This is a genomic window from Hymenobacter psoromatis (assembly GCA_001596155.1).
In the GTDB taxonomy this organism is placed as follows: Bacteria; Bacteroidota; Bacteroidia; order Cytophagales; family Hymenobacteraceae; genus Hymenobacter.
The window spans coordinates 2,496,545-2,519,537 of sequence record CP014771.1; the positions used below are offsets into that span (position 1 = coordinate 2,496,545).

Genomic DNA, 22,993 nt, shown 5'->3' on the forward strand with positions numbered 1-22,993 from the left:
GCCGTTTTTTGAGAATTTAGAAACTTAGAGAAGCAATGAGCCGACAGAAAATAGCTTTTTTATCGGATAAGTTAAACTTATCTTAGTAAAAAGTTTAACTTATCTAATCGAGAATAGACCCTAGGGTGCTGCCTTATCGGGCGCGGGCCGGCACGGCCGGCACCACGAAAATGGGCGTTTCCGTCACCGTGAGCGGCAGCGCGCCGGCTTTGCTTAGCACGGTTTGCCTGGCCATCGTGTCGTGGCCGGTTTGGGGGGTGTACACGCTGTAGGCCTGGTCGGGGCCCGCCGCGCCCACCCGCAAGGAGTAGCTGGCGGTTTTGCCCTCCTCGGTTGGCATCACCAGCATGTACATAGGCTGCCCTTTGTATTCGTACTTATCCACTATCGGACTGGTGCTCAGGGTGCCTTTATACACGTAGTTGCCCAGCAGGTGCTGCACCTGGTAGAGGTAGTCGGCGGCGGGCTTGCGCTGGTGCGTCACGCCGTTGAGCAGACCGGAGGAAGCGAACTGCTCGCCGCTTTCGAGCCGCAAATCGTTGGTCTGGTACAGAAACAGCCGGTCGATGCCGTGGCGGGCGTAGAAGAGCGCCGTGCGCAAAATCCAGTCGGCCTGCACCTGCTCGGGGGTTTTGGGGCCAATGGCCGGCGCGTGCAGCGGGCTGCCCTGGTTCACGTCGTAGCCCGCCTCCGTTACCCAGACTTCCTTATTATACTCGCGCCCCAGCGCCGCAAACGCATCGGCATAGGTGCCGATGGCCGATACCTCGGGGGCCGCGCCGCGCGCTGATTCCGTGCTCTGCGATGCGCCCGAGGCGTTGGCGTAGCAGTGATAGTTTATCACGTCGAAGCACAGGTCCACCTTGCCATCGGCTTTGTAGCCCCGGTACTGCCGGCACCAGTCAATGATGCCGCGCACGTAGTCGGTTTGGGGCGCGGCGGTGCCGCCCATCACTACGAGCATGGTTGGGTCGGCGTTTTTCACGCCTACCCCCGGCCCCATCGTGTTTTTATTGCCGTCGTAAAAAGCCGATAAGTTGGCGGCGTACTCGCGGGCGGTTTGGTAGGCCTTGCGGCCTTTCCACCACTTATCGCGCTCATTCTCACACTCCATGTACCTGATGTAGCCCAGCCCGACTTCGCGCGTGCGCGTGCCCGCCTCCGGCGCCGTGGGGTAGATGGGACCGGTCATCACGCCTTGCAGCAGGGCCGGGCTCACGGCCTTGTTGCGGCCGTAGCGCGCCGCGAACTGAAAAGCCAGCTTGGCCTCCAGGATGTAGGAAGCCGGGTTGAGCAGGTCAGCACCGGCGGCGGCCGGCACGTTTTCCGAGTTGCGCTGGTCGGCGGGGTAGCTGCGCTCCAAAAACCAGTTGGGCAGGGTTTTCAGGCAGGGTAGCACTTCCTTGCCTTCCTGCTTGAGGCGCTTGTAGAGCACATCGTAGTTCCAGCCCCCCGACATGGTGGGATTAAAAGAATATTTTCCTGGCTCCGGCTCTATCTTTTCCCAGTCCACGTAGTCGCGGTACTGCGTAAAGGCCTGCATCAGAGCCATGCTGGGCTCATACACCTGGTCGCGGATGTTGGGGTCCACGTCGTTTTGCAGAAATTCCCACACGAAGGAGTTGATACCAAACTCGTTGCCCAGCTGAATCGGTTTTTTGGGAGCCAGCGCCACGGGCGGGCTTTTTTTGTAGGTGCCATACAGCTCCAGCTCGGTCGGGAAGCCCCACCAGGTATTCAGCACCAGGAACTGCGCTTTGACGGGGGTAGGGAGCGTCACATCCACCCACTTGCCGTACGATTCGCCGGTGAACACCGTCAGCAGCCGCGGTTCCGCCGCCGCCGAAGCCTTCGCGTAGAGCTTAAACGGCTTGTCGGCAAAGGAATTTTCCCCGTCATAGAGCCTAATCTTGGTGATATATACATCCGTCAGGCCCTTAAAATCATAGTACGAGTCGTAGTTGGGCAGCAGCTTGCCCCAGCCCATAAACACCTCCTTGTCCAGCACCCCATCGGTTAGCTGCTGCAAGCCCGTGCCGGGCGTCACCTTGTCGCCCACGTTGTTGAGCTGGTACCAATTGGCCCCGCGCATCGGGATTTTTTGAGTGCCTGGTGCCTCCTGGCTTGGTGCCTGCTGACTACACGAAGCCGAGCTGCCAAGCATGCCTATGAGAAACAGCCAGACGGCCAGCTTGGGCAAGCACATTTTCATACCAGGAAATTATTTTTCGGTTAGCAGGCCGCGGATTGCAGCCCCAGAGTGGCGAAAGTTAAGCCCCCCGCCGCGTAGCCGCTGCTGCCCAACGGCCTGGCTACGCCCCAGGTCCGGCCACGGGCCGCCCACTTTCCTGGCGAGCGTGGCAGCTGAAAGGCTTACCCGCCGGCGTTCAAGCCGTTTTAGCGGCTATTCCCGAAGCACAAGTCGTTATACAATTGATGCGTAGTTTTATCGCGCTCTAACACTTGCCCGATTTTGGTAAAATTCGACACGCTCTCCATCATCATCCCCGTCTATAATGAGGCCCGCACCATTCACCAGATTCTGGACCTGCTGCGCGAGCTGGAATTGGTTAATGGCATTCGGAAGGAAATTATTCTGGTCAACGACTGCTCGACCGATGCTTCGGCCGACACCATTCGGGCCTACGCCGCCCGCTACCCCGCCCTGGGCCTGCGCCTGCTGGAGCACCGGGTGAACCAGGGTAAGGGCGCGGCCCTGCACACGGGCATCCGCGAGGCTACCGGCGACTACGTTATCATTCAGGATGCCGACCTCGAATATGACCCCGAAGAATATAACTTGCTGGTAAAGCCCGTGTTGCGAGGCTTTGCCGATGTGGTGTTCGGCTCGCGCTTTATGGGCGGCAACCCGCACCGCATCCTGTTTTTTTGGCACAGCATCGGCAATAGTATCCTCACGTTCCTGTCCAACATGTGCACCGACCTGAACCTGACCGACATGGAGACGTGCTACAAGCTCTTCCGGCGCGACATCATTCAGGGCCTGAACCTAGTCGAAAACCGCTTCGGCTTCGAGCCCGAAGTGACGGCCAAAATGGCGCGCGTGCCCAACATCCGGGTCTATGAGGTGGGCATCAGCTACTACGGCCGCACCTACGCCGAAGGCAAGAAAATCGGCTGGCGCGACGGCTTCCGCGCCATCTACTGCATCCTTAAATATGGCTTGCTGAACGGCTAGCCCGCCCCAGCGCCTACCCCCTCCCCCAGGCCCAATGACTGGCGAGGGGGTAGGCGCTGGGTGCTGACCCCGCACTGCCCCTACCCCCTTCTAAAACCCGCCCGCCGCTACCAGGGGCGGCAGCAGCAGAAGGATACTATGATATTTGCTTTAGTGCGGTACCAGGCGGCACTTTACCAGTCTTCAGTAGGAAAGCCAGGAACTGCTCCCGCGTGAGGGGGCCACTTACGTGCCGACGCTCTGCTTCTTCCACCAGCTCGCCCCGGCTGGTATAGTCAGCGGGCCTAAGCGGCGAGGAATTGGTTAATAACGACTTCTCGGATTCGGCCATAGCTGGGCAGGTTTACGGATTCAACTACTACGGTGTGGTCGGTTAACGTGAAGGTAACCGTTACGAACTTATGCAGCTTCGTGTAGCCGGTGATTTCATACTCGCCCCCTTCGCTTATACACAGCCAAGCCTGGGCTGATAATTCCAATAGCTCGTTCAACTCTTCTAACTCGATGCGGACGCTGTGCGCCCAACTGAGGTTGACTTTGCCGAAGTCCGCTTCGTAGCTTTCAAACATACCGTAAAGCTAATGCTGCGCGGGCGGGCCGCCGAAAGGGGAATTGCCATGCGGCTAAGCTACCAACCCTACCCCCCGCTAGCCCCGCAAACCCAGCAGCCGCTGCCGAGGCGACAGCGGCTGGAGATACAATTGCTTACTGCCAGAAAGCTTCTTGCTGCCACCCAACTGGAAAACCCATTACCTGAGTTGGAACAGTCGGATTCTGCTTTAGCAGGTCTTTCACTGACTCCTTAAATCTGCGGCCTGCCTCCTCGCTCATGGCCGATTGCAGATAGGCCGCTATTACTAGCACGATATACACCCGGTCATCGGCCGGTGCATTGGCTCGTAGCCACTGATTGACCGTGCGACGCGGTAGCGTGGGCCTAACGGTGAGCGTGCGGTTCCACAAGCGGCTGTGATGGGCACATACGTTGCGCACGTAGCTGAGCATTCGCATCCAACTGCGCAACACAATCTCATCAACGCCAAAAAAGCGGCCCATTTCCTTCGTAGCAGCTGATGAGCGCAGATTGTTGAACAGCTTGGAAGTCAGGCCAAACGACGCTACCTCCAGCACCATCCAGTTGGGCGGTCTTGCCGGCGTGGTGTACGTGGCCCGGTAATGGTCCAGGAAAGTCTCGTGCGCTCTGTTTAGCTCCTTGTCCAGCTCTACCAGATTATTCTGAAAACGCCCGGCATTAATGCAGGCGGCTTGATTTTCATACCAGTGTGGCCCCAGCAGCAACAAATTGTGATAGGCTAATTGGGCGCGCAAGGCCACTTCAATGACGCCCGTGGCCCGAAACACCAAGAAGCGTAACACCTCATCAAACTCGTACAGCCGCACGGTTTGGGCAAACGTAGTACCCGCCCGAAAACGATGGGTAGGGTCGTTAGGAGTTTGAAAAGCCAGGAAATAAGCCGCCAGGCGGTAATAGCTCAAACGGGCTAAATCCCGCTCCGCCTGCCCCACATTCTCCACTATTAATCCCCGGCTTTGTAACAGCGCTATCTGCTGCGGCAATGGTAAAGCAGGCTTGGTATAGCGCATGGGGCAGGGCAACAAAAAACCCGCCCTGGTGCGCGTAGGTCCGAAGACTCAGAGGCGTGGCGGGTGTTGTTGTTGCAAAGGTAAAACGAACTTGCTCCTAAACAAGTTTCGCGGTTATTTACTGCGCGGAGGGCCGCCGAAAGGAGAGTTGCCCGGCGGCTCAGCTACCAACCTTACCCCCCCGCTAGCCCCGCAAACCCAGCCGCGGCTACCGGGGGCGGCAGCGGCTGGCGAAAGCATCCTTATCGGTGCGTAACCAGCAGTGTCCGCGAAAGCTCCACGTATGAATGATGCGTAAGCAGCCTCGTCAACTGCGGCAGAAACTGCCGGAATAACTCTAATAAGTCGGCTGTGCTGATGTTACCAGTAGAAATCAGTAGTAGCTTGTAGGGCCGGCCATGCAGCAAAAAGCTATTGACGAAATCCGCGTCTTTAGTAGACTTGTTGCGAGGTACAAGGTGACGTAAATTTGTGAGAAATATATTTCCGCTTAGGTTATGCAACTTTCCACTTCGACCCTTACTACCGAACGTAAATGGCGAGCAGCAACTGGCTTGACACAAGCTCGATTTGAGAAATTACTGACTCATTTTAAGCAAGCTTATTCGCGCTCATTTGATTTACAAATAGCTGACCGTGATGCTTTTGCCATTCATGAGTCCATTATTAAAACGGAAGAAGAACTGCTGCTATTTACCCTATTTAGCTTTAAAGCCAGTTTAACTTACGATTTACTTGGTTTTGTAAGTGGGATGGATACCGCGAATGCTAAACGTTATCAAGACCGAGGAATTATGGTGCTTCAAGAAGCTTTAACACTGTCTGGTCATTTGCCTAAACGAGCGTTTGCTAGCGTAGACGAATTTGAAGCTTATTTTAGCCAGCACGAAACGTTGTTACTAGACGGAACGGAACAACGGATACAACGACCGCAAGATTATACTACTCAGAAAGACTCGTATAGTGGTAAAAAAAAGCGAATACCTTAAAAGAAATAGTCATTGCTACTACCACTAGGTGGATTGGGTTTTTAAGTCATTTTCAACCGGGAAAACAGCATGATTATGGGTTACTTAAACAACTCTTTCCTGTTGATAAACAGTGGTTTAGAAAATTTACTGTTCGCCTGGATTTAGGATTTCTGGGGTTTGGTAAGGATTATAAGTGTCCTACCTATTTTCTACCAATTAAAAAACCTAAGGGAAAAGAATTGACCCTGGAGCAGCGAGCCCTAAATAAAGAACAGGCGAGTAAACGTATTATAGTGGAACATGCTATCGGTGGCTGGAAACGTTATCGGATTTTGAGTGACCGTCTACGAATGCACGATTGGAAATGCTACGACAACGTGTTAGGAGTTTGTGCAGGGTTGTGGAATTTTTATCTATGTCCTTGACTTTCAAATCACAACAAGTCTAGTAATTAGTACGCGCTTTTCCTCCATCGACAACCGGGTGATGCTACCATCCTGGGTGCGGTTAGCGGCCGGTAGGTCCAGGGTATGTAGGCTATCGTAGCCCGCGTGAAAGGCCAGAAATCGCGCTAACTGCTTAGGTAGCTGGGCATCAACGATTACGTGCAGCGGCGTGGGCTGGCTCACGAAGCCAGCCGGTAGATGGACCGTACCTGCACAATGTCAGCTGCATACGCCTGGCAGGCGCGCAAGTCTTCCGCTTCCAGGTCTTCATAATCGGCTAGGATTTCGGCCTCGCTCATACCCGAGGCCAGGTATTCGAGCACGTTTTGCACCGGGTAGCGCAGGCCACGCACCGTGGACTGGCCGTGGCAAATGTGGGGGTCGATGGTGATACGCGGGTGGGCCGCCGAAACCGGTGCTTCCATGCGGCTAAGATACAAGCCCTACCCCCCCGCTAGCCCCGCAGACACCGCCGCCGCTACCGGGGACGGCAGCGGCTAGCTGGCTTCTCTAAAAATCTGGCGGCCGAACTACGAAGCCTGTTTATACTCCGCATTTGCGGGCAATTTGCCAATCTTCTTTAGATAAGCAAATAGCTCTTTATCGCTCAGCGGACCGCTGAGGCGGCCTTTTTCCCATTCCGCCTGGGTGCGGCCATTCATCGAGAAATCAGTTAGTTTCTTCGAGGAACTGTTTGATGACAGCGATTCTAATGGCTCCATAATCAGCAAGGTTTACGTCGTCAATGACGAGGGTGTGGTCGTTCAACGTGAAAAGCACCGCGATAAATTTCCGGTAGCTGTTGGTATAACCCACGCGCTCAAACTGCTGGGCTGGTCGAATATACGTCGAAGCCTGCCCTACCTGATGCAGTAACTCCTGAATCTCAGCCAACTCAATCCGCACGCTGTGCATCCAGTTTAGATTGAGCTTGCCAAAATCAATTTCGTAGTTTTCAAACATGCGGTAAAGCTACTGCGCGGGTGAGCCGCCGAAAGGGGATTTGCCAGGCGGCTAAGCTACCAACCCTACCCCCCGCTAGCCCCGCAGACCCAGCCGCCGCTACCAGGGGCGGCAGCGGCTGGGAGAATATAGAATCAGGTTCCAGCTAGGCCGCCTGCCGCCAAGGCTGCGCGATGGCGGCTACTTCGGCCGCGGGCAGCGTCAAAACAGCTTGCGTGTGCCCATCAAGCCCAATAAACTCTACTTCGTAGGCTTCGCCCTGCGCGTGTACCAACACGACGGTACCTAATGCGCCAGCAGCTAGGCCGCACTCAGCATGAGCTTTTTGCAGCTGCACGGTATCTAGCTCAGCGAAGGGTTTCATCAGCGGTCAAGTAAGTGGGCGGTGATTAGCAAAACGAGGATGCCGGGCGATTGTTCCAGCCACACGGTTCGGAGGGGATACGCCCGGCCGTTGGGGGCTAGCAGCGGCCCATCTACCACAAACTTAACGCCGTAGGGCGACGCTTTTTCCTCCGTCACGGTGCCGCAGTGGCCGTGCTGCACCAAGTCAGCTACCAACTGCTCGTAGTGCTGCCGCGAATAGCCAATGCCCAGGAAGAACCGCGCCTTAGCCCCGCCTACCGGGTGGTCGGGATTGAGCAGATAATCCTGCACCTTGTTGGGTGCCACAAACAGCGGCTTATCGGGAAGCGTCATGCAGTAAAGCTACTGGGCGGGTGGGCCGCCGAAACTGGTGCTTCCATGCGGCTAATATATCATCCCTACCCCCCCGCTAGCCCCGCAGACACCGCCGCCGCTACCGGGGATGGCTGCGGCTGGGGCACCGTGATTACTTTAGCAGAATGGAAGCGTTTACATCTCGCATTACTACTAACCCGCGCCAGTGCGGCGGCCGGCCCTGCATCCGGGGAATGCGTATCCGCGTGGCCGATGTGCTGCAACTTTTTGCGGCCGGCCTTTCGGCGGAGCAGATTCTGGCTGAAATGCCCGACCTCGAAGCCGCTGACTTGCAGGCCGCGTTGCAGTACGCCGCCCGCCAGATTGACTACCCCCGCCTGGCTGCATGACCAAATAAGTAGCTGCCATCTACATCTAGTTACCTTTACCAGCCTCCGCGAGGCCCCGCAAACCAAATGCCTTTGCAGCGCGTTTTAAACGCAATCCCTTGCTGTACATTTTATGTTTAAGCGTCTCAGAAGCCGGACAGATTTTCTCTTTGCCCAAACAGGCCTACTGATTGGGGCAGGGAGTGTGTTCAACCTTGGCGGCAATTACTTTTCGTTTGGCTCTTCCGCCTCTGGGTTAGAAGCTGACGCAAAGGCTATTGCATCTGATTGGAGCATGGTGGGGGTAGACTTAGAGCAGGCATTACAGGCTTACGATGCTCAGCTTCAGGGTGAACAATCCAAACAGCTAGCCTTTGACTTCGATGGCCGATAAGACCGACAAAAAGCCCAAAGACATAGCCCGTCCCGCGGCCAATGAATCCGTTACTAATCCCGTTCCTCCGGTAGATGCGCTACCCCCCGAGGTACGGGATTTTGTTTTGTCACTACCGCCTGACAAGAGGCAGCAGGCTACGCGGGTACTTATTCAAATAACCCGCACTACGTCGCATATTGGCCCCATTCCTTCGGCCGAGGCTTTGGCTCAATACGGCATAGTGCTGGAAAGCGCGCCTGACCGCATCTTGCGCATGGCCGAAAAGCAGTCTGACCACCGCATAGAGTTGGAGAAGTCTACCATCAAACGCCAGTTAAACCAAAGTGGTATTGGTTAAATCTTTGCCTTCCTGGTTTCGCTAGGGTGCATCGGTGCTTCCAGTTGGCTAGCCATTGAAGGCCACGATGCGGTGGCTGGCGTTATTGGCGGCACCACAGTTGTGGGCTTGGTATCCGTCTTTATCTACGGCAAAGTAGCTCAGCAGAAAGACCTGAAAGAGAAGGCCAAGTAAACATGGGAGCGGGGTAGCGCAAGCCCCGCACCACTAGCTGGCCGTGGCAGATGTCGCAATCGCGGGTAATGCGCGGGTGGGCCGCCGAAAGGGGAGTTGCCATGCGGCTAAGCTACCACCCCTACCCCCCCGTTAGCCCCGAAGACACCGCCGCCGCTACCGGGGGCGGCAGCGGCTGGGGAAGCCTGAAATACTGATACCTAAAACAGTGTAAATCCATCAATGCAACCGCTCCGTATCCGCACCTTGCCAACGTTTATTATAGTATACTTTCCATCTCCTATAGGTAAACCTGACAGCCAGAACACTTTATCTGAAACTTTAGGATTCATACCTACTCCTTGGCAGTCCGCAATAATCTGCTCCCCTGTCGAAAGCTTGTATCGCTGAGGCCAGAAAATGCTTTTAATTACCCCATTTTCGACATTAGTTCCCCCATCCTTCTTAAAGACATATCGGCCATCAGAAGCAGCGTTTCCATCAGTATAAACCGCATCCCCAACAGAAATACTATTATCTTCTACGGTGAAAAATATGATAGAACTCCCATCCTCAAGTTCCATAACAGTTTGACAAAGTTGTTGAGTGGCATTCAGTTTTAAGTTGCCATTCGCTTGAATAGTTTTCCTAGCATCTAAATCTTCCAAATACTTTTCAACATTCAGGTCAGGAATTAACTGCCGGTTAGCCAATATGAACTTACTTTCAGGCTTTCCATCTCGCGCTAGAACTAATAGGGCATTGGTAAAAAAGAAATGATTAAGAAGTAGTTTATCTGCGCCTCTATCAATCAGCAAGCTTTGTGCAGGAGCAATGTAGTCCCAAGCGCCTATCTGTACCTGCCCATCGAGCGACATTAATAATTCACCACTGCGCCGGAAGATATATGTTTGCTGCTGCTTATCCTCGTCGATTAATACCCACGGCTTATCTACAAACAATTCTGTTTGGTCAAGCGACTGACTGAATTGGCGCAGTCGTGGCATTAGGTTCTGAATAAATGTAAGCATGATAATTATTAAACTAAATAATTCGTGCTGGACATGACTCTAACAGGCAATAATTGCCGCGTCTACACCACTAGTCTAAGAACTGCTTACCGCTAATAGGGGCGGCTTCGGTATGGAAGCTATATTTACTCAACTGCTAGGTTTTAACAAATGGCTTATTGCCGGTTTTCCAGCAGAGTGACCTTCCTGCCAAACTAGCATATTGCCAGCATCCGTTTCCTTGACTTCGTAGCATTCTAGGAAGGGGTCTGCTACTACTTGTTTACCAGACTTGTATATTTTTTCCACAAGTGCATTTCTTATTTGCAAATGATTATCAACCGTTTCTGATGTCAATGCTAGGTTGAGCCCCAATCCTTCTGTCTGTACGCTAGGATACAAAATGCCTTTGCACCCACGACTAAACATAAGAGATGCTACGCAAGCTGAAACTTTATATGGTGAACCGGGGTCGCCAAATACGTTAGAGAAGAAGTTTTGAAAAAACACTCCTTTCTCCTTATCAGTCATATTACCTTCTTGTGAAGCTTCGGCAAACTCTCTCCTCATTTCAACTACCAATTCATGATTGTTACCTAATTTCTCATCATGAGAAAAAGCAATAACATCGAAAGGCTCTGTTACTGTCCAAATCCCCGTAGTAGTGTATTCTGTGCCTTCTGTATCAGGCTCTAACACTCTTATTTTTGAAACTTCAGAAAGACATGTTATTCTATCCTCAATTTTAAATTTATCTCGTGTAGTCAGCAACACACCATAAAAAGCAGCTTCTCCGTCAAGGTTACATCTACCTCTTTTTATATTTTGCAAGTCTCTCCTATAGGATAACTGACTTTCATATAAAATCTGGTTTGGACCAACAAAATCTAACTCTGTACGCGCACGAATTATTGTAGCACCCTGTGCTATTTGTGCCGTAAAAATATGTGCAGCTCCAAACTGCTCTAAAATAGTTATTACTTCAGCGTCCAGGGAATTAGCGTTATCAAGAGAGCGGAGCTTTAATGCCCATTCCTGTAGTGTATTTGTATTTTCCATAATATCAGTTCGCAAGAATTATTGATAATAAAAAAGCCCCTTACTACTAAGGGTAAAGGGCTTTCTATTTCCTTCTACGATCCGCACGCCTCGCAATCCTCTGGGTTATCCAGCGAGCAGCTCATGTCGCTTTGGTTCTTGGCTACCTCGGCGTAGAGCGGCTCCAGGGTTTCGGCAGCTTGCTCTTCGACCAGATTACGAAGCCTGCTTATACTTGGCATCGGGGGGCAGCTTACCCATTTTTTTCAGGTAAGCAAATAACTCTTGTTTCGTAAGCGGCCCACTGATACGGGTGGCTTCCCACTGTTCAGGAGTCTTCCCATTCATCGAAAGATTCGCCGGATTCTGCGGCGAGCCGGCGGAGGATAACGTCTTGGATTGTTTCATAACGGGGCAGGCTTACGTCCTCAATAACGAGCTTCGGCCCGCTAAACATAAAGGTAACGGATATGAACTTACGCCGGTTCGTGTAGCCCACAATCTCCGTGCGGCCGTGTTCGTGCAGGTAGGTATGGGCGCGTTCCGACACTTCTATCAGGTCGGCTATCTCATCCAGTTCAATGCACACACTGTGCAGCCAGTTCAGGTTAAGTTTGCCAAAGTCGATGTCCTCGTTTTGAAACATAAGCAAATGAGAGGTTAGCAAAAAGCCACTCCGCAGGGGAGTGGCTTTTCGGTGATACCAACTTAAGGATTATCAAATAAAATTGTTACCCCCTACGACCCGCAGGCCTCGCACGCGTCCGGGTTGTCCAGCGAGCAGCTCATGTCGCTTTGGTTCTTGGCTACCTCGGCGTAGAGGGGCTCCAGGGTTTCGGCGGCTTGCTTTTCGACCGTGAACTTGATGGCGTCGGCGGCGGCTTTGGTGCGCAGGTAGTACATGCCGGTTTTGAGGCCGCGCTTCCAGCTGTGGAAGTGCATACTGGTGAGCTTGCCGAAGTTCACGTTCTGCACGTGCAGGTTCAGGCTCTGGCTCTGGCAGATGTAGGCCCCGCGGTCGGCGGCCATGTCGATGATGGTGCGCTGCGAGATTTCCCACACCGTCTTGTAGAGGTCCTTAATGTGCTGCGGCACCCGCGCGATGCCCTGCACCGAGCCGTTGGCCGCGATGATGTCCTGCTTCATCTGCTCGTTCCAGAGGCCCAGCTTCACCAGGTCTTTCAGCAGGTGCTTGTTCACCACCATAAACTCGCCGCTGAGCACGCGGCGCACGTAAATGTTGCTGGTGTAGGGCTCAAACGACTCGTTGTTGCCCAGAATCTGGGCGGTGCTGGCGGTGGGCATGGGGGCCACCAGCAGCGAGTTGCGCACGCCGTGCTGCACCACGTTGGCGCGCAGGGCCTCCCAGTCCCAGCGGCCCGACTGCGGCGTAACGCCCCAGAGGTCGAACTGAAACTTGCCCTCGCTGAGCGGCGAGCCGGGGAAGGTTTCGTACGCGCCGTCCTGCTTGGCCAGGTCCATCGAGGCCGTCATGGCGGCGAAGTAAATCGTCTCGAAAATGTCGATATTCAGGCCCTTGGCCTCGTCGCTCTCGAAGGGCATCCGCAGGGCGATAAACGTGTCGGCCAAGCCCTGCACGCCCAGCCCGATGGGCCGGTGGCGGAAGTTGGAGCGCTCGGTTTCGGGCACCGGGTAGTAGTTCACGTCAATCACCTTATTCAGGTTGAGCGTGGCCTGGTAGGTGACTTCGTAGAGCTTGTCGTGGTCGAAGCGCACGTTGCCGCGCTCGTCCTCTGCCAAATAGCGGGGTAGGGCCAGCGAGGCGAGGTTGCACACCGCAATCTCGTCTTTATCCGTGTATTCTAAAATTTCTGTGCATAAATTAGAAGACTTAATCGTGCCCAGGTTTTGCTGGTTGCTCTTGCCGTTGGCGGCGTCCTTGAAGAGCATGTAGGGCGTGCCGGTTTCGGTCTGGCTTTCCAGGATGTGGAACCACAGCTCCTGCGCCTTGATGGTTTTGCGGCCCCTACCCTCCCGCTCGTACTTGGTGTAGAGCTTCTCAAATTCGGGTCCCCAGGTGGTGTCGAGGCCGGGGCATTCGTGGGGGCACATCAGCGTCCAGTCGCCGTTGTCCTCCACGCGCTTCATAAACAAATCGGGCGTCCAGAGGGCGTAAAACAAGTCGCGGGCGCGCATTTCCTCCTTGCCGTGGTTCTTCTTCAGGTCCAGAAACTCGAATATATCGGCGTGCCAGGGCTCCAGGTAAATGGCGAACGCGCCCTTGCGCTTGCCGCCGCCCTGGTCCACGTAGCGGGCCGTATCGTTGAACACCTTCAGCATCGGCACCAGGCCGTTGGAGTTGCCATTGGTGCCTTTGATGTAGGAGCCCGTGGCGCGCACGTTATGCACCGCCAGCCCGATGCCGCCCGCCGATTGCGAAATCAGTGCGCAGTCCTTCAGCGTCTCGTAAATGCCCTCGATGGAGTCGTCCTTCACCGTCAGCAGGAAGCACGACGACATCTGCGGCTTGGGCGTGCCAGCGTTGAAAAGCGTGGGGGTAGCGTGGGTAAACCAGCGCTCCGACATCAGATTATAGGTCTTGATGGCCGACTCAATATCCTCCTTGTGGATGCCTACCGCCACGCGCATCAGCATGTGCTGGGGGCGCTCCACCACCTTGCCTTCCAGCCGCAGCAAGTAGCTGCGCTCCAGCGTTTTAAAGCCGAAGAAATCGTAATTATAATCCCGGTCGTAGATGATGGCCGAGTCCAGGGTGTGGGCGTGCTTGTGGATGACTTCCCACACGTCCTTAGCCAGCAACGAGGCATTGTCGCCGTTTTTGGGGTCCTCGTAGGTGTAGAGGCGCTTCATGGTGCTCGAAAACGACTTCGAGGTGACCTTGTGCAGGTTGCTCACCGCGATGCGGGCCGCCAGGATGGCGTAGTCCGGGTGGCGGGTGGTGAGCGAGGCGGCGGTTTCGGCCGCCAGGTTGTCCAGCTCGATGGTTGTCACGCCATCGTAGATGCCATCAATGACCTTCTTGGCCACCTCGATGGGCGAGACGAAATTCTGATTCAGCCCGTAGCACAGCTTTTCGATGCGGGCGGTTACTTTGTCGAATTTGACCGACTCGCGGCGGCCATCGCGTTTGATTACGAGCATGTTGTCTGGAGTGCTAAGGTGAGCAACGAATACTAACGGCGGCTGCCAATGAGCTTGGCAACGGGCTTTCAAAGTCGGAAATTAGTTCCTAAGTTTTGGGCGACAAAGGGAAAAATTTAGAATTTTTCCACATACCCTGAAAATGAGGCCGCCCGACCGGTTTTCAAAAAACCAGCCGAGCGGCAGAGGGGGTTGTTCAACTTTTAGTTTGTATATCCAGCTAGCCCTATCAGGCGCTTTTGCGGCTGGCCCACCAGGCACCGACCAGCACCAGCGCTGCCCCCAGGGCCAGCGCGCCCACCGTCACGGGCGGCCCGAATGCTTTGCACGAGCAGGTCTGGAATACCGGCTTTCCATTCACCCGCAGCCGACGGCGGCAGAAAGCGCAGGGCGTGAGGTTGGGGTCAACCTGGCCGGGTAGGGGCCAGCTTTCAGAGGCAGTAGTCATGGCAGAAAGGGGGGTAGGGAAGTTTGACCTGAATACGTCTGACCCTGCCGACGTAACCCACCAAAAAGCCCTGACTGCCAGCTAGCAGTCAGGGCTTTTGTTTTCAGCCAGCTTTCAGCACGCTAAAAATCTTCATCCAGCGAGAACATGTTATCCGCCCGCTCGGTCATCACGCCGGCCTTCTGATACTCGGCAACACGCTTCTCAAAAAAGTTAGTTTTGCCCTGCACCGAAATCATCTCCATGAAATCGAAGGGGTTAGTCGAGTTGTACACCTTGCCGCAGCCCAGCGACACCAGCAGGCGGTCGGCCACGAACTCGATGTACTGGCTCATGGTGCGGGCGTTCATGCCAATGAGGCTGACGGGTAGGGCCTCCGTCACAAACTCCTGCTCAATCGTCACCGCGTCGCGGATGATTGCCTGCACGCGCGCCTCGGGCAGCTTGTTTTCGAGGTAGCTATAGAGCAGGCAGGCGAAGTCGCAGTGCAGCCCCTCATCGCGCGAAATCAGCTCGTTAGAGAACGTGAGGCCCGGCATCAGGCCGCGCTTTTTGAGCCAGAAAATGGAGCAGAACGAGCCCGAGAAGAAAATGCCTTCCACGGCCGCGAAGGCGATGAGGCGCTCGGCAAAATTCTCCGAGTTAATCCAGGTCAGCGCCCACTGGCCCTTGCGCTGCACGGCGGGCACCGTTTCGAGCGCGTTGAAAAGATAATCCTTCTCCTTAGGGTCCTTGATATACGTGTCAATCAGCAGCGAATACGTCTCGCTGTGAATGTTTTCCATCATAATCTGGAAGCCGTAGAAGCAGCGCGCCTCGGGCATCTGCACCTCCTGCATGAAGTTGATGGCCAGGTTTTCGTTTACGATGCCATCAGAGGCCGCAAAAAAGGCCAGCACGTGCTTAATGAAGTGCCGCTCGTTGTCGTTCAGGTTGTTCCAGTCTTTTTGGTCCTGCGAAAGGTCGATTTCCTCGGCCGTCCAGAACGAGGCTTCCGCCTTTTTGTAGAACTCCCACACCTGGGGGTTTTGGATGGGAAAAAGGACGAAGCGGTTGGGGTTTTCGGCGAGTAGGGGCTCCATAGGGCGCGACAAATTTCTGGGTTGACGAAGTTGCTAATGGCTGGGCTAACCACCACCGGTAGGCGGTTGTTCGGCACAAGACCGGCTGGTTTCCAAAGATAGCCCGCAACCTCGCGCTGCCAATCTCGTTTAGCACTACCGAATTTTCAGAAAACGTCCAGCTTGCCCTGAGTAGTACATGAAGCAGGGCTGGTAAAACGTCCGATTTAGAGCAACTTATCCACATCTTGGCTGTGGATAACGTCGGTTGTCCACAAAACCGGGCGGTTACTACCCACAGTCTTGCGCTCAGCCACTTAGCTACGAGCACCAAAAACCTGCTTTAATCACGGGCACTTTGGGCGAACAAATGACGATTAGTGACTTAGGTTTGGTTTTACCAGAAAGCTACCGTACTTTTGCGTTCCCTTTTGAGAAACCACCAGCGGAAATAAGATGTACGCCATTGTCAATATCGCCGGCCAACAGACTAAGGTTGAGGCTAATAAATTTGTTTACGCCCAGCGTCTGGCCGGCAATGTCGGTGACTCGGTAGAGTTGGGCAAAGCCTTGCTAACCGACGATAACGGCACGCTCAGCATCGGTGCTCCCGAGCTGGATGTGCTGATTAAGGGCACTATTATGGCCCACGTTCAGGGCGATAAAGTTCTGGTCTTCAAGAAGAAGCGCCGCAAGGGCTACAAGAAGCTGAACGGCCACCGTCAGCAGTTCACCAAAGTAATGATTAACAGCATCGGCTAAGGATAGTTAAGAGTTAGAAGTTAAGAGTTAAGAGTTGGTTTCGGCCAGGCTTGCTCCAACTTTAAGACTCTTAACTTTTAACTCTTAACTCTTAACTTTAAAATGGCACACAAAAAAGGCGTCGGCTCGTCAAACAACGGCCGTGAATCGCATTCGAAGCGCCTCGGCGTGAAAATCTTCGGTGGTCAGTCGCTCATCGCTGGCAACATCATCGTGCGTCAGCGCGGCACCAAGCACCACCCCGGCACCAACGTCGGCATCGGCAAAGACCACACGCTGTTTGCGCTGGTTGATGGCAAGGTGCTGTTCCGCAAGGGCCGCGACGAGCGTTCGTTCGTGTCGGTAGTACCGGCAACGACCGAAGCTGCTGCTGCTTAATTGCTGCGTAGCTATCCTAAGAGGGCTGCTCCTAGCGGGGCGGCCCTTTTTGCGTGTGGTAATAGTACCTGCGCTACAGGGCGAAGTATAAGCGGATAGTAGCCTGCCCACCCACGTTCCAGTGGCTGGTGGTGGCGGGGCGCTCGTAGTTGTAGTAGGCCGGGGCCAGCAGGCCCGCGCCTGTGTTGATATCATACAGCAAGTGGCTCCGCAGCCGGTGCTGCACGCCCCACAGCGCGTAGATGCCCGGCGTGAGCACGGCGGGCATTGTGCGGCGGCGCCCGCTGCCGCTCACCGACACAAAGCTGGCGTTAGTCAGTTGCTCCCAGTCGGTGCTGCCTTCGAGGGCCAGGTAGCGGCCAAATACCGGCGTGGCGTGGCCCACGCGGCCGTAGTAATAGCGCACGCCCAGGGCCAGCGAGGCAGCCGACAGAGAACCGTTTTGCGCGCCGCGCCGCCGGGCGTTGGTGTAGCTGGTCAGCATATCGGCCTCAAACTGGGTGTAGAGGCTGAGGCGGGGCGCTACCCGGTACTCGACCCCGAGCGAGAGGGGTAGCAAAAACTGCCACGCCTTGCTGTCGTGCGAGTAGCGCAGGTGCGTGAGGCGCAGCCCTAGCTTATAAAGTACCTGGGGCGGCCGGGACACCGAGTCGGCCGCGGTGGGCACCGTTTGCGCGGCGCTGGCCGTGGCCAGCAGCAAGGAGCTAGCTAGCAGCATCCCCTTCAGCAGGTAGAGTTGGGCCATTGCCGTATAATGTAGCGGGTAAAAATTACCCCTAATATACTGACAATAAATCATCAAGCTCCCTACCCCCTACCCAATGGCTGATATCTCAGAAGCAGCCAGCTCGCGCAATACCTGGCTCACCCGCGCCGCGTGGCTGACGATGAGAAAGTGCCCCGCGCCGGGCACTGGGTAGTCGATGCGGGCCGCGCCGGGGGGTAAGAGGCGGTCGCGGGTGCCGTGCAGCCGCACGGCACCCGGCAGCCCCGGCCCGCGCCAGGCCAGCAGCTGCGCCGTGGCCCAACGAGCAAAAATGGGGTCCGTGTCGCGCAGTATCTGGCGTAGCAGGCGGTACTCGGTGCCCCCGCGCGCCCCGAAAAACCACTGCGCCAGTCGCGGCAGTCCTTTCAAGAGGCCGAAGGGCAGCCGCCGATGCAGCCCGGTAGCGCCGGCCAAGCGCAGCAGCGGCGGCAAGTCGCGCGGGCTGCCCAGGCTGGAAATGAGCACTACCCGCGCCAAGGGCCGCAACCGCCCGATTTCCTGCGCCAGCAGCCCACCAAAAGACACGCCTACCAGCCAGCATGGCTCATCAACGGGCACCGCCTCGGCCAAGCGGGCCGCGTAGTGCACGAGGGGCTCGGTGGGCGACTCCGGCTTGAGCCAGCTCAGCACTTGGCTGGGGCCGGGCAGGCGCAGGCGGCTAAAAACCCGCTCATCGGCCCCGAGACCGGGGATGAGGTACCACCTCACGGTGCCAGCCGGGCATAAATACCTTCTAAATAGAAGATATTATGCGGCTGGGGGTCATCGGTTTCGTCGGCGTCGGCGGGGAAGGTGACGGCGAGCTTGAGGGCCACGCCGGGCAGCGGCACGGGCGGGTCGTCGGCGGTGGCGTATTCGAGCAGGCAGGGCCACTGCTCGGTGGTGGCCAGGGCGTCGGCTACTTCTTCGGCCAGAGCCTCGGCACGGTCGCCGGCCACGCGCAGCAGCGTATCGAGGGCCTGAAAGGGCAGGCCGAGGTGAAAAAAGAGGTCGTCGTCGTCGCGGAAAGTGGTGGCCCACACGGTCACGTCGTCGGTAGTGTCGAAGACAATGGCCGTGAGGTGGACCTGCTCCACAAAAAAATCGTCGTTGCTGACCAGGGTGTCACTGAGAAGCTTCACGGCGGCGAGGGGGGGTAGGGTGGCACAAAAAGGAAACCGGCGGCCCGCCCGACCGCCACCGCAAGCTACACCGCGGCGGCCGGCGCGGCGGCAAATAATTCCAGCGTAATGTGGTCGGCCAGCAGCTTGCCGGAGTCAGTGAGCCGCAGCACGTCGCCGGTGAGCGTGGCCATGCCCTGGGCGGTGAGGCTTTGCAAATAATCGGCGCGCTCGGCCAAGATATTGAGGCCCAGCTCGTCGCGCAGGTGCGCCAGGTCGCAGCCGCGGCTGGTGCGCAGAGTCGTGAGCAGGTATTCGTTGGCCTGATCGAGGGGGGTAAGAAGCTCCACGGTGGCGGGCACTTCGCCGCGCTCCAGCACGGCGGCCACGTACTGCGGGTTGTTGGCCACGGCATACTGGCGGCTGCGGCCGTCGAACGAGTGGGCGCTGGGGCCCAGGCCCAGGTAGGGCACGCCGCGCCAGTAGTTGGCATTGTGGCGGCTCTCGCGGCCGGGCCGGCAAAAGTTGCTGATTTCGTACTGCTCGTAGCCCTGAGCGCGCAGCCGCGCCAGCAGCAGCTCAAACTGCCGGGCCACGAACTCCTCAGGCGGTGCCACGAAAGTGCCCTTTTTCAGTCGCCGCCCAAAGGCCGTATCGGGCTCAATAGTAAGCGCGTAGGCCGACACGTGCGGCACGTTCAGTTCCAGCAGGCGGGCCAGGTCGGCTTCCCAGATGTCGTGGCTCGCGGCCGGCACGCCGTAAATCAAATCCACCGAAATATTCTCGAAGCCCGCCGCCTGCGCCTGCCGCACGGCCTGCCACGACTCGGTGGCCGAATGGGCGCGGTTCATGAGGCGCAGGTGCGGCTCGTGAAAGCTTTGCAGCCCGATGCTGAGGCGGTTGACGGGCGAGGCGGCCAGCTCGGCCAGCTTGGCGGCCGTGAGGTCGTCGGGGTTGGCTTCGAGCGTAATCTCGGCCTGCGGCGACACGTCAAAATACGTGTGGATGGCCTCGAAAATCCGGCTTAGCTCCTCGCCCGTGAGCAGCGAGGGCGTGCCGCCGCCGAAGTAGATGGTTTCGAGCGGCGCGGGGGGGGTAGGAAGATAATTTTTCCGCAGAACCATTTCCCGCAGCAATGCATCCACAAATTGCCCTTTCAGCCCCAGCGAAGTGCTGAAGTGGAAGTCGCAGTAGTGGCAGGCCTGCTTGCAGAACGGAATGTGGAGGTAGAGGCCGGGCATGAGATTGGGGAACAGCGCGATTTTTGTAGAAGCTTAGGTTGGGACTGACATTGTTTCGCTGTGTTTGCGATGAAAATGAAGTTATTTCGGAAGTAGGCAAATTCGTTAGAACGTCATTCCGAGCTTGCCGAGGAATCTTGCGTGCTTCATTGTAACGATACCCAAACGATACGAGCGAGATTCCTAGGCAAGCTCGGAATGACGTTCTAACGAATTTCCAAACAGCTTCAATTTTTCTTAGCGCTCCTACCCCCACAAAAATCGGGTATCTGAAATTAAAAACCGCCCGGCGCGTTTGCGTTCCCGACGATGGCCCGACTCGCTACCCTATTTCTTTGGAGCTGCTGGCTGGCGCTGGGCCTGCGCGCCGGCCCCCTGCGCGCCCAAACGCCCGATGCCGGCCCCGGCGTGGCCGTGCCCAACGCGCCCCGGCTGGCCTCGCCGCCCCTACCCCCCCCTACTACTCCCAACGCCGCCGTGCGCCGCCCGGTGCGCCCGCGCGTGCTGCGCATCGTGGCCGAGCCGGCCGGGCAGGCGCTGGTGCGCCGCCTGCACCCGCGCCCCACCGTGCCCGACTCGCTCACGGCGCTGCGCACGGTGCGCGAGCTGGTGCTGGCCTTGCAGGCCGATGCCTACCTCACGGCCTCGGCCGACGACATACACTGGAGCCGCGACACGGTGCGGGTGCATCTATATGTGGGTGAGCAGTTTAGATGGGCGTATTTGCATAATGGCAACCTCGGCGATGGCCTGCTGACCCGCGCCGGCTACCGCGAAAAGTTCTTTCGGCGCACGCCCTGGCACCCCGCCGACTGGGTGACCTTGCAGGAGCGCGTGCTCACGGAAGCCGAAAACCAGGGTTACCCCTTCGCCACGGTCGGGCTCGACTCGCTACGGCTGAGCGGGCACGACATCGCGGGCCGGGTGGTGCTCAAGCGCGGGCCAGTGGTGTATTTCGACTCGCTGCAGCTAGTGGGTAACAGCAAGACCCAGAAGCGCTTCCTGAGTAAATATCTACAAATAATACCCGGCACGCCCTACAACCAGCAGCGCGTGGCCGCCGCCGCCGCCCTGCTGCGCCAGCTGCCCTACGTGCGCCTGCGGGCCGAGCCCGAGGTGCGCTTCGCCCGCGGCCGGGCGCGGATTTATTTGCTGCTCGATGAGCGCTCGGCCAACCAATTCGACGCCATTGTGGGCCTGCTGCCCAACACCACCGGCGGCAGCGGGGTGCAGTTCACGGGCGATGTGACAGTAGCGCTGCGCAATATTCGCGGGGGCGGCAAGCAGCTGGGCTTGCAGTGGCGCAAGGTCGATGCCCTCTCGCAACTTCTGGACCTCAGCTACTTGCACCCCAATATCTTCGGCACGCCGCTCGAAGTCGGCGCTACGTTCAACCTGTATAAGCAAAACAGCACGCAAACCAGTGGCTTCCTGACGCTGCGGCCGCGGGTGCAGGTCACTTACCCCACGGCGCGGGCCGGGCGGCTCACGTTTTTTGCCGAGCAGCGCAGCTCGCGCCTCTTATTCGACAGCATCTCGTATGCCAACCTCACCAGCCTGCCCGACAACGTGGATTCGGAGTACGCCTCCTATGGCCTGGGCTACTCGCGCGCCAACCTCGACGACCTGTTTTTTCCGCACCGGGGCCTGTTTATGAGCGTGCAGGGGGGGGTAGGGACCAAGAATATTCGCCGCAACGCGTCCATCAACGAGAGCTTTTACAATAACGTGGCGCTGCGCACTACGCAATATAGCTTTGGCGGGCGGGCCGAGCGCTACTGGGCGGTGAGCCGGCAAAGCGTGCTGCTGGTGCGCCTGCGCGGCGAGGGCTTGTTCAATCAGGCGCTTTTTCTCAACGACATGTTTCGGCTGGGCGGGCTCAACTCGCTGCGGGGCTTCAGCGAAAACCAGTTCTATACCAATGCCTACGGCGTGGGCACCATCGAGCTGCGGCAATTTACCGGCCCCGAGGGCTACGTGTTCATCTTCGCCGACCAGGCGCTGCTGCAAGCCTACCAAGCTACCGACTTGGCGGTGCGCGCCCTCGATAAGCCCACCGGCCTGGGCGCGGGCCTGAGCTTTCGCACGGCGGCCGGGCTGTTTCAATTCGTGTACTCGGTGGGCCGGTCGGAGTTCCTGAATACCAGCTTCGCGCTCACCAATTCCAAGATTCACTTCGGCCTGACGAGCCGGTTTTAGGGGGGTAGGGATTTTGCGGTCTAAGATGTAAAAAAGGACGTCATTCCGAGCTTGCCGAGGAATCTCGCCCGCGCCGTTCGAGTGTCGTTCCACGATGCGGGCGAGATTCCTCGGCAAGCTCGGAATGACGTCCTTTTTGGCGCTTTGCTTCGCGAAGCAGCCCGCTCTTGACTGCCACTTCTGCCACTTCGGCGGGCTTTCGGCCAGCGTGTCATTGCCGCAAATTGTTTAAACTAAATTCCCAGTCATAACGACTGACTATCAGCTACATTAGTCACTTTTCAAAGGTGGTATGCAGTTTGTAATACTCAGGTCGAAGCCACCTAATAAGGCCCTGTAATCATGAAACTTATCAGCCGCGAATTTATCCGTTCTATTGCTCCGCAACTCGACTTGCTGAATACAATCGGTGGTGGCGTGGCCCAGCCCAAGTTGCGCGTGAACGAGCGCCCGCAGGGCGTTGTGTTGCACGTGGCTATGCCCAGCGTACCCGCCGAAAGTTTCCACGTGGTGTTGAAAGATAGCAGCCTCACCGTGTACGGTGAGTTCCGCCACGAGCCGGAGGCCCAATTGGCCGCCCCGCTCTTCGTGCAAACCCTCGACCTGCCCAAAAACCTGGACCTGACCAGCATTAACGCCACCCACGAGAATGGCGAGTTGCGCGTGGCCATTCCCTTTAAAGACCCGGCGACTACCGAGCCGCGCGAGATTGACATTCAGCCGGGCAGCTAAGGCTGCCCGGCCCGT

Annotated in this window: 24 protein-coding genes and 1 pseudogene; 8 read left to right on the forward strand and 17 right to left on the reverse strand. The window is 56.8% G+C overall.

Going from position 1 to position 22,993, the window contains the following annotated elements:
* Positions 1–133: 133 nt before the first annotated feature.
* A complete protein-coding gene (locus A0257_10535; protein ID AMR27488.1) occupies positions 134–2,212 on the reverse strand; it encodes a hypothetical protein in 2,079 nt (692 codons plus the stop codon).
* A gap of 261 nt (positions 2,213–2,473) precedes the next feature.
* Here A0257_10535 and A0257_10540 point away from each other — a divergent pair, with 261 nt between their 5' ends.
* Positions 2,474–3,199, forward strand: a complete 726-nt coding sequence (locus A0257_10540) for a glycosyl transferase (GenBank protein ID AMR27489.1) — start codon at positions 2,474–2,476, stop codon at positions 3,197–3,199.
* Between the two features lie 284 nt (positions 3,200–3,483).
* Here the strand turns inward: A0257_10540 and A0257_10545 are convergent, their stop codons facing one another.
* The 7 genes from A0257_10545 to A0257_10575 all read right to left on the reverse strand — a co-directional run bounded on the left by A0257_10545 (position 3,484) and on the right by A0257_10575 (position 7,883).
* On the reverse strand, positions 3,484–3,768 hold the full coding sequence (locus A0257_10545) for a hypothetical protein (protein AMR27490.1): 285 nt from the start codon (positions 3,766–3,768) through the stop codon (positions 3,484–3,486).
* 136 nt (positions 3,769–3,904) lie between these two features.
* A complete protein-coding gene (locus A0257_10550) occupies positions 3,905–4,804 on the reverse strand; it encodes a hypothetical protein (protein ID AMR27491.1) in 900 nt (299 codons plus the stop codon).
* A 1,399-nt stretch (positions 4,805–6,203) separates the two neighbouring features.
* Positions 6,204–6,404 carry a hypothetical protein gene (locus A0257_10555; protein ID AMR27492.1) on the reverse strand — a complete coding sequence of 67 codons (201 nt, stop codon included), beginning with the start codon at positions 6,402–6,404 and terminating at the stop codon, positions 6,204–6,206.
* On the reverse strand, positions 6,401–6,646 hold the full coding sequence (locus A0257_10560) for a hypothetical protein (protein ID AMR27493.1): 246 nt from the start codon (positions 6,644–6,646) through the stop codon (positions 6,401–6,403). Before A0257_10560 ends, A0257_10555 begins: the two co-directional genes overlap by 4 nt.
* Positions 6,647–6,890: 244 nt before the next feature.
* Positions 6,891–7,184, reverse strand: coding sequence for a hypothetical protein (locus tag A0257_10565; GenBank protein ID AMR27494.1), 294 nt, complete (start codon positions 7,182–7,184; stop codon positions 6,891–6,893).
* Between the two features lie 145 nt (positions 7,185–7,329).
* Positions 7,330–7,548, reverse strand: a complete 219-nt coding sequence (locus A0257_10570; GenBank protein AMR27495.1) for a hypothetical protein — start codon at positions 7,546–7,548, stop codon at positions 7,330–7,332.
* Positions 7,548–7,883 (reverse strand): hypothetical protein, encoded by a 336-nt coding sequence (locus A0257_10575; protein AMR27496.1) that lies wholly within the window; start codon positions 7,881–7,883, stop codon positions 7,548–7,550. Before A0257_10575 ends, A0257_10570 begins: the two co-directional genes overlap by 1 nt.
* Positions 7,884–8,029: 146 nt before the next feature.
* On the opposite strand from A0257_10575, the gene A0257_10580 reads away from it, so the two are divergent.
* The 3 genes and pseudogenes from A0257_10580 (at position 8,030) to A0257_10590 (ending at position 8,967) form a co-directional block, all read left to right on the forward strand.
* A complete protein-coding gene (locus A0257_10580; protein ID AMR27497.1) occupies positions 8,030–8,254 on the forward strand; it encodes a hypothetical protein in 225 nt (74 codons plus the stop codon).
* A 112-nt stretch (positions 8,255–8,366) separates the two neighbouring features.
* Positions 8,367–8,561: pseudogene (locus A0257_10585) on the forward strand (hypothetical protein).
* Between the two features lie 55 nt (positions 8,562–8,616).
* A complete protein-coding gene (locus A0257_10590; GenBank protein ID AMR27498.1) occupies positions 8,617–8,967 on the forward strand; it encodes a hypothetical protein in 351 nt (116 codons plus the stop codon).
* 374 nt (positions 8,968–9,341) lie between these two features.
* On the opposite strand, the gene A0257_10595 is transcribed toward A0257_10590, so the two are convergent.
* The 5 genes from A0257_10595 to A0257_10615 form a co-directional block, all read right to left on the reverse strand.
* A complete protein-coding gene (locus tag A0257_10595; GenBank protein ID AMR27499.1) occupies positions 9,342–10,151 on the reverse strand; it encodes a hypothetical protein in 810 nt (269 codons plus the stop codon).
* A 1,345-nt stretch (positions 10,152–11,496) separates the two neighbouring features.
* Positions 11,497–11,814, reverse strand: coding sequence for a hypothetical protein (locus A0257_10600; protein ID AMR27500.1), 318 nt, complete (start codon positions 11,812–11,814; stop codon positions 11,497–11,499).
* Positions 11,815–11,906: 92 nt separating this feature from the next.
* Complete coding sequence (locus tag A0257_10605; GenBank protein ID AMR27501.1) at positions 11,907–14,291, reverse strand: ribonucleoside-diphosphate reductase; 2,385 nt, start codon at positions 14,289–14,291, stop codon at positions 11,907–11,909.
* Between the two features lie 229 nt (positions 14,292–14,520).
* Entirely contained in the window at positions 14,521–14,739 is a 219-nt protein-coding gene (locus A0257_10610; GenBank protein ID AMR27502.1) for a hypothetical protein, read from the reverse strand.
* Positions 14,740–14,861: 122 nt separating this feature from the next.
* Positions 14,862–15,833 carry a ribonucleoside-diphosphate reductase gene (locus A0257_10615; GenBank protein AMR27503.1) on the reverse strand — a complete coding sequence of 324 codons (972 nt, stop codon included), beginning with the start codon at positions 15,831–15,833 and terminating at the stop codon, positions 14,862–14,864.
* A gap of 423 nt (positions 15,834–16,256) precedes the next feature.
* Here A0257_10615 and A0257_10620 point away from each other — a divergent pair, with 423 nt between their 5' ends.
* Positions 16,257–16,562 carry a 50S ribosomal protein L21 gene (locus A0257_10620; protein ID AMR27504.1) on the forward strand — a complete coding sequence of 102 codons (306 nt, stop codon included), beginning with the start codon at positions 16,257–16,259 and terminating at the stop codon, positions 16,560–16,562.
* A gap of 102 nt (positions 16,563–16,664) precedes the next feature.
* Positions 16,665–16,940, forward strand: a complete 276-nt coding sequence (locus A0257_10625) for a 50S ribosomal protein L27 (protein AMR27505.1) — start codon at positions 16,665–16,667, stop codon at positions 16,938–16,940.
* A gap of 73 nt (positions 16,941–17,013) precedes the next feature.
* Here A0257_10625 and A0257_10630 read toward each other — a convergent pair whose 3' ends face one another.
* From A0257_10630 to A0257_10645, 4 genes are all read right to left on the reverse strand, one after another.
* Entirely contained in the window at positions 17,014–17,685 is a 672-nt protein-coding gene (locus A0257_10630; protein ID AMR27506.1) for a hypothetical protein, read from the reverse strand.
* Between the two features lie 69 nt (positions 17,686–17,754).
* Positions 17,755–18,414: a hypothetical protein gene (locus A0257_10635; GenBank protein AMR27507.1), complete on the reverse strand. Its 660-nt coding sequence runs from the start codon at positions 18,412–18,414 to the stop codon at positions 17,755–17,757.
* The gene (locus tag A0257_10640) at positions 18,411–18,827 is read right to left on the reverse strand and encodes a hypothetical protein (GenBank protein AMR27508.1); all 417 of its coding nucleotides are present in this window, start codon (positions 18,825–18,827) and stop codon (positions 18,411–18,413) included. Before A0257_10640 ends, A0257_10635 begins: the two co-directional genes overlap by 4 nt.
* A 65-nt stretch (positions 18,828–18,892) precedes the next feature.
* Positions 18,893–20,047: a coproporphyrinogen III oxidase gene (locus A0257_10645; GenBank protein AMR27509.1), complete on the reverse strand. Its 1,155-nt coding sequence runs from the start codon at positions 20,045–20,047 to the stop codon at positions 18,893–18,895.
* A gap of 309 nt (positions 20,048–20,356) precedes the next feature.
* Between A0257_10645 and A0257_10650 the strand changes: the two genes are divergently transcribed.
* Positions 20,357–22,246 carry a hypothetical protein gene (locus A0257_10650; protein AMR27510.1) on the forward strand — a complete coding sequence of 630 codons (1,890 nt, stop codon included), beginning with the start codon at positions 20,357–20,359 and terminating at the stop codon, positions 22,244–22,246.
* Positions 22,247–22,639: 393 nt separating this feature from the next.
* On the forward strand, positions 22,640–22,978 hold the full coding sequence (locus A0257_10655) for a hypothetical protein (protein ID AMR27511.1): 339 nt from the start codon (positions 22,640–22,642) through the stop codon (positions 22,976–22,978).
* The last annotated feature ends 15 nt before the right edge of the window (positions 22,979–22,993 follow it).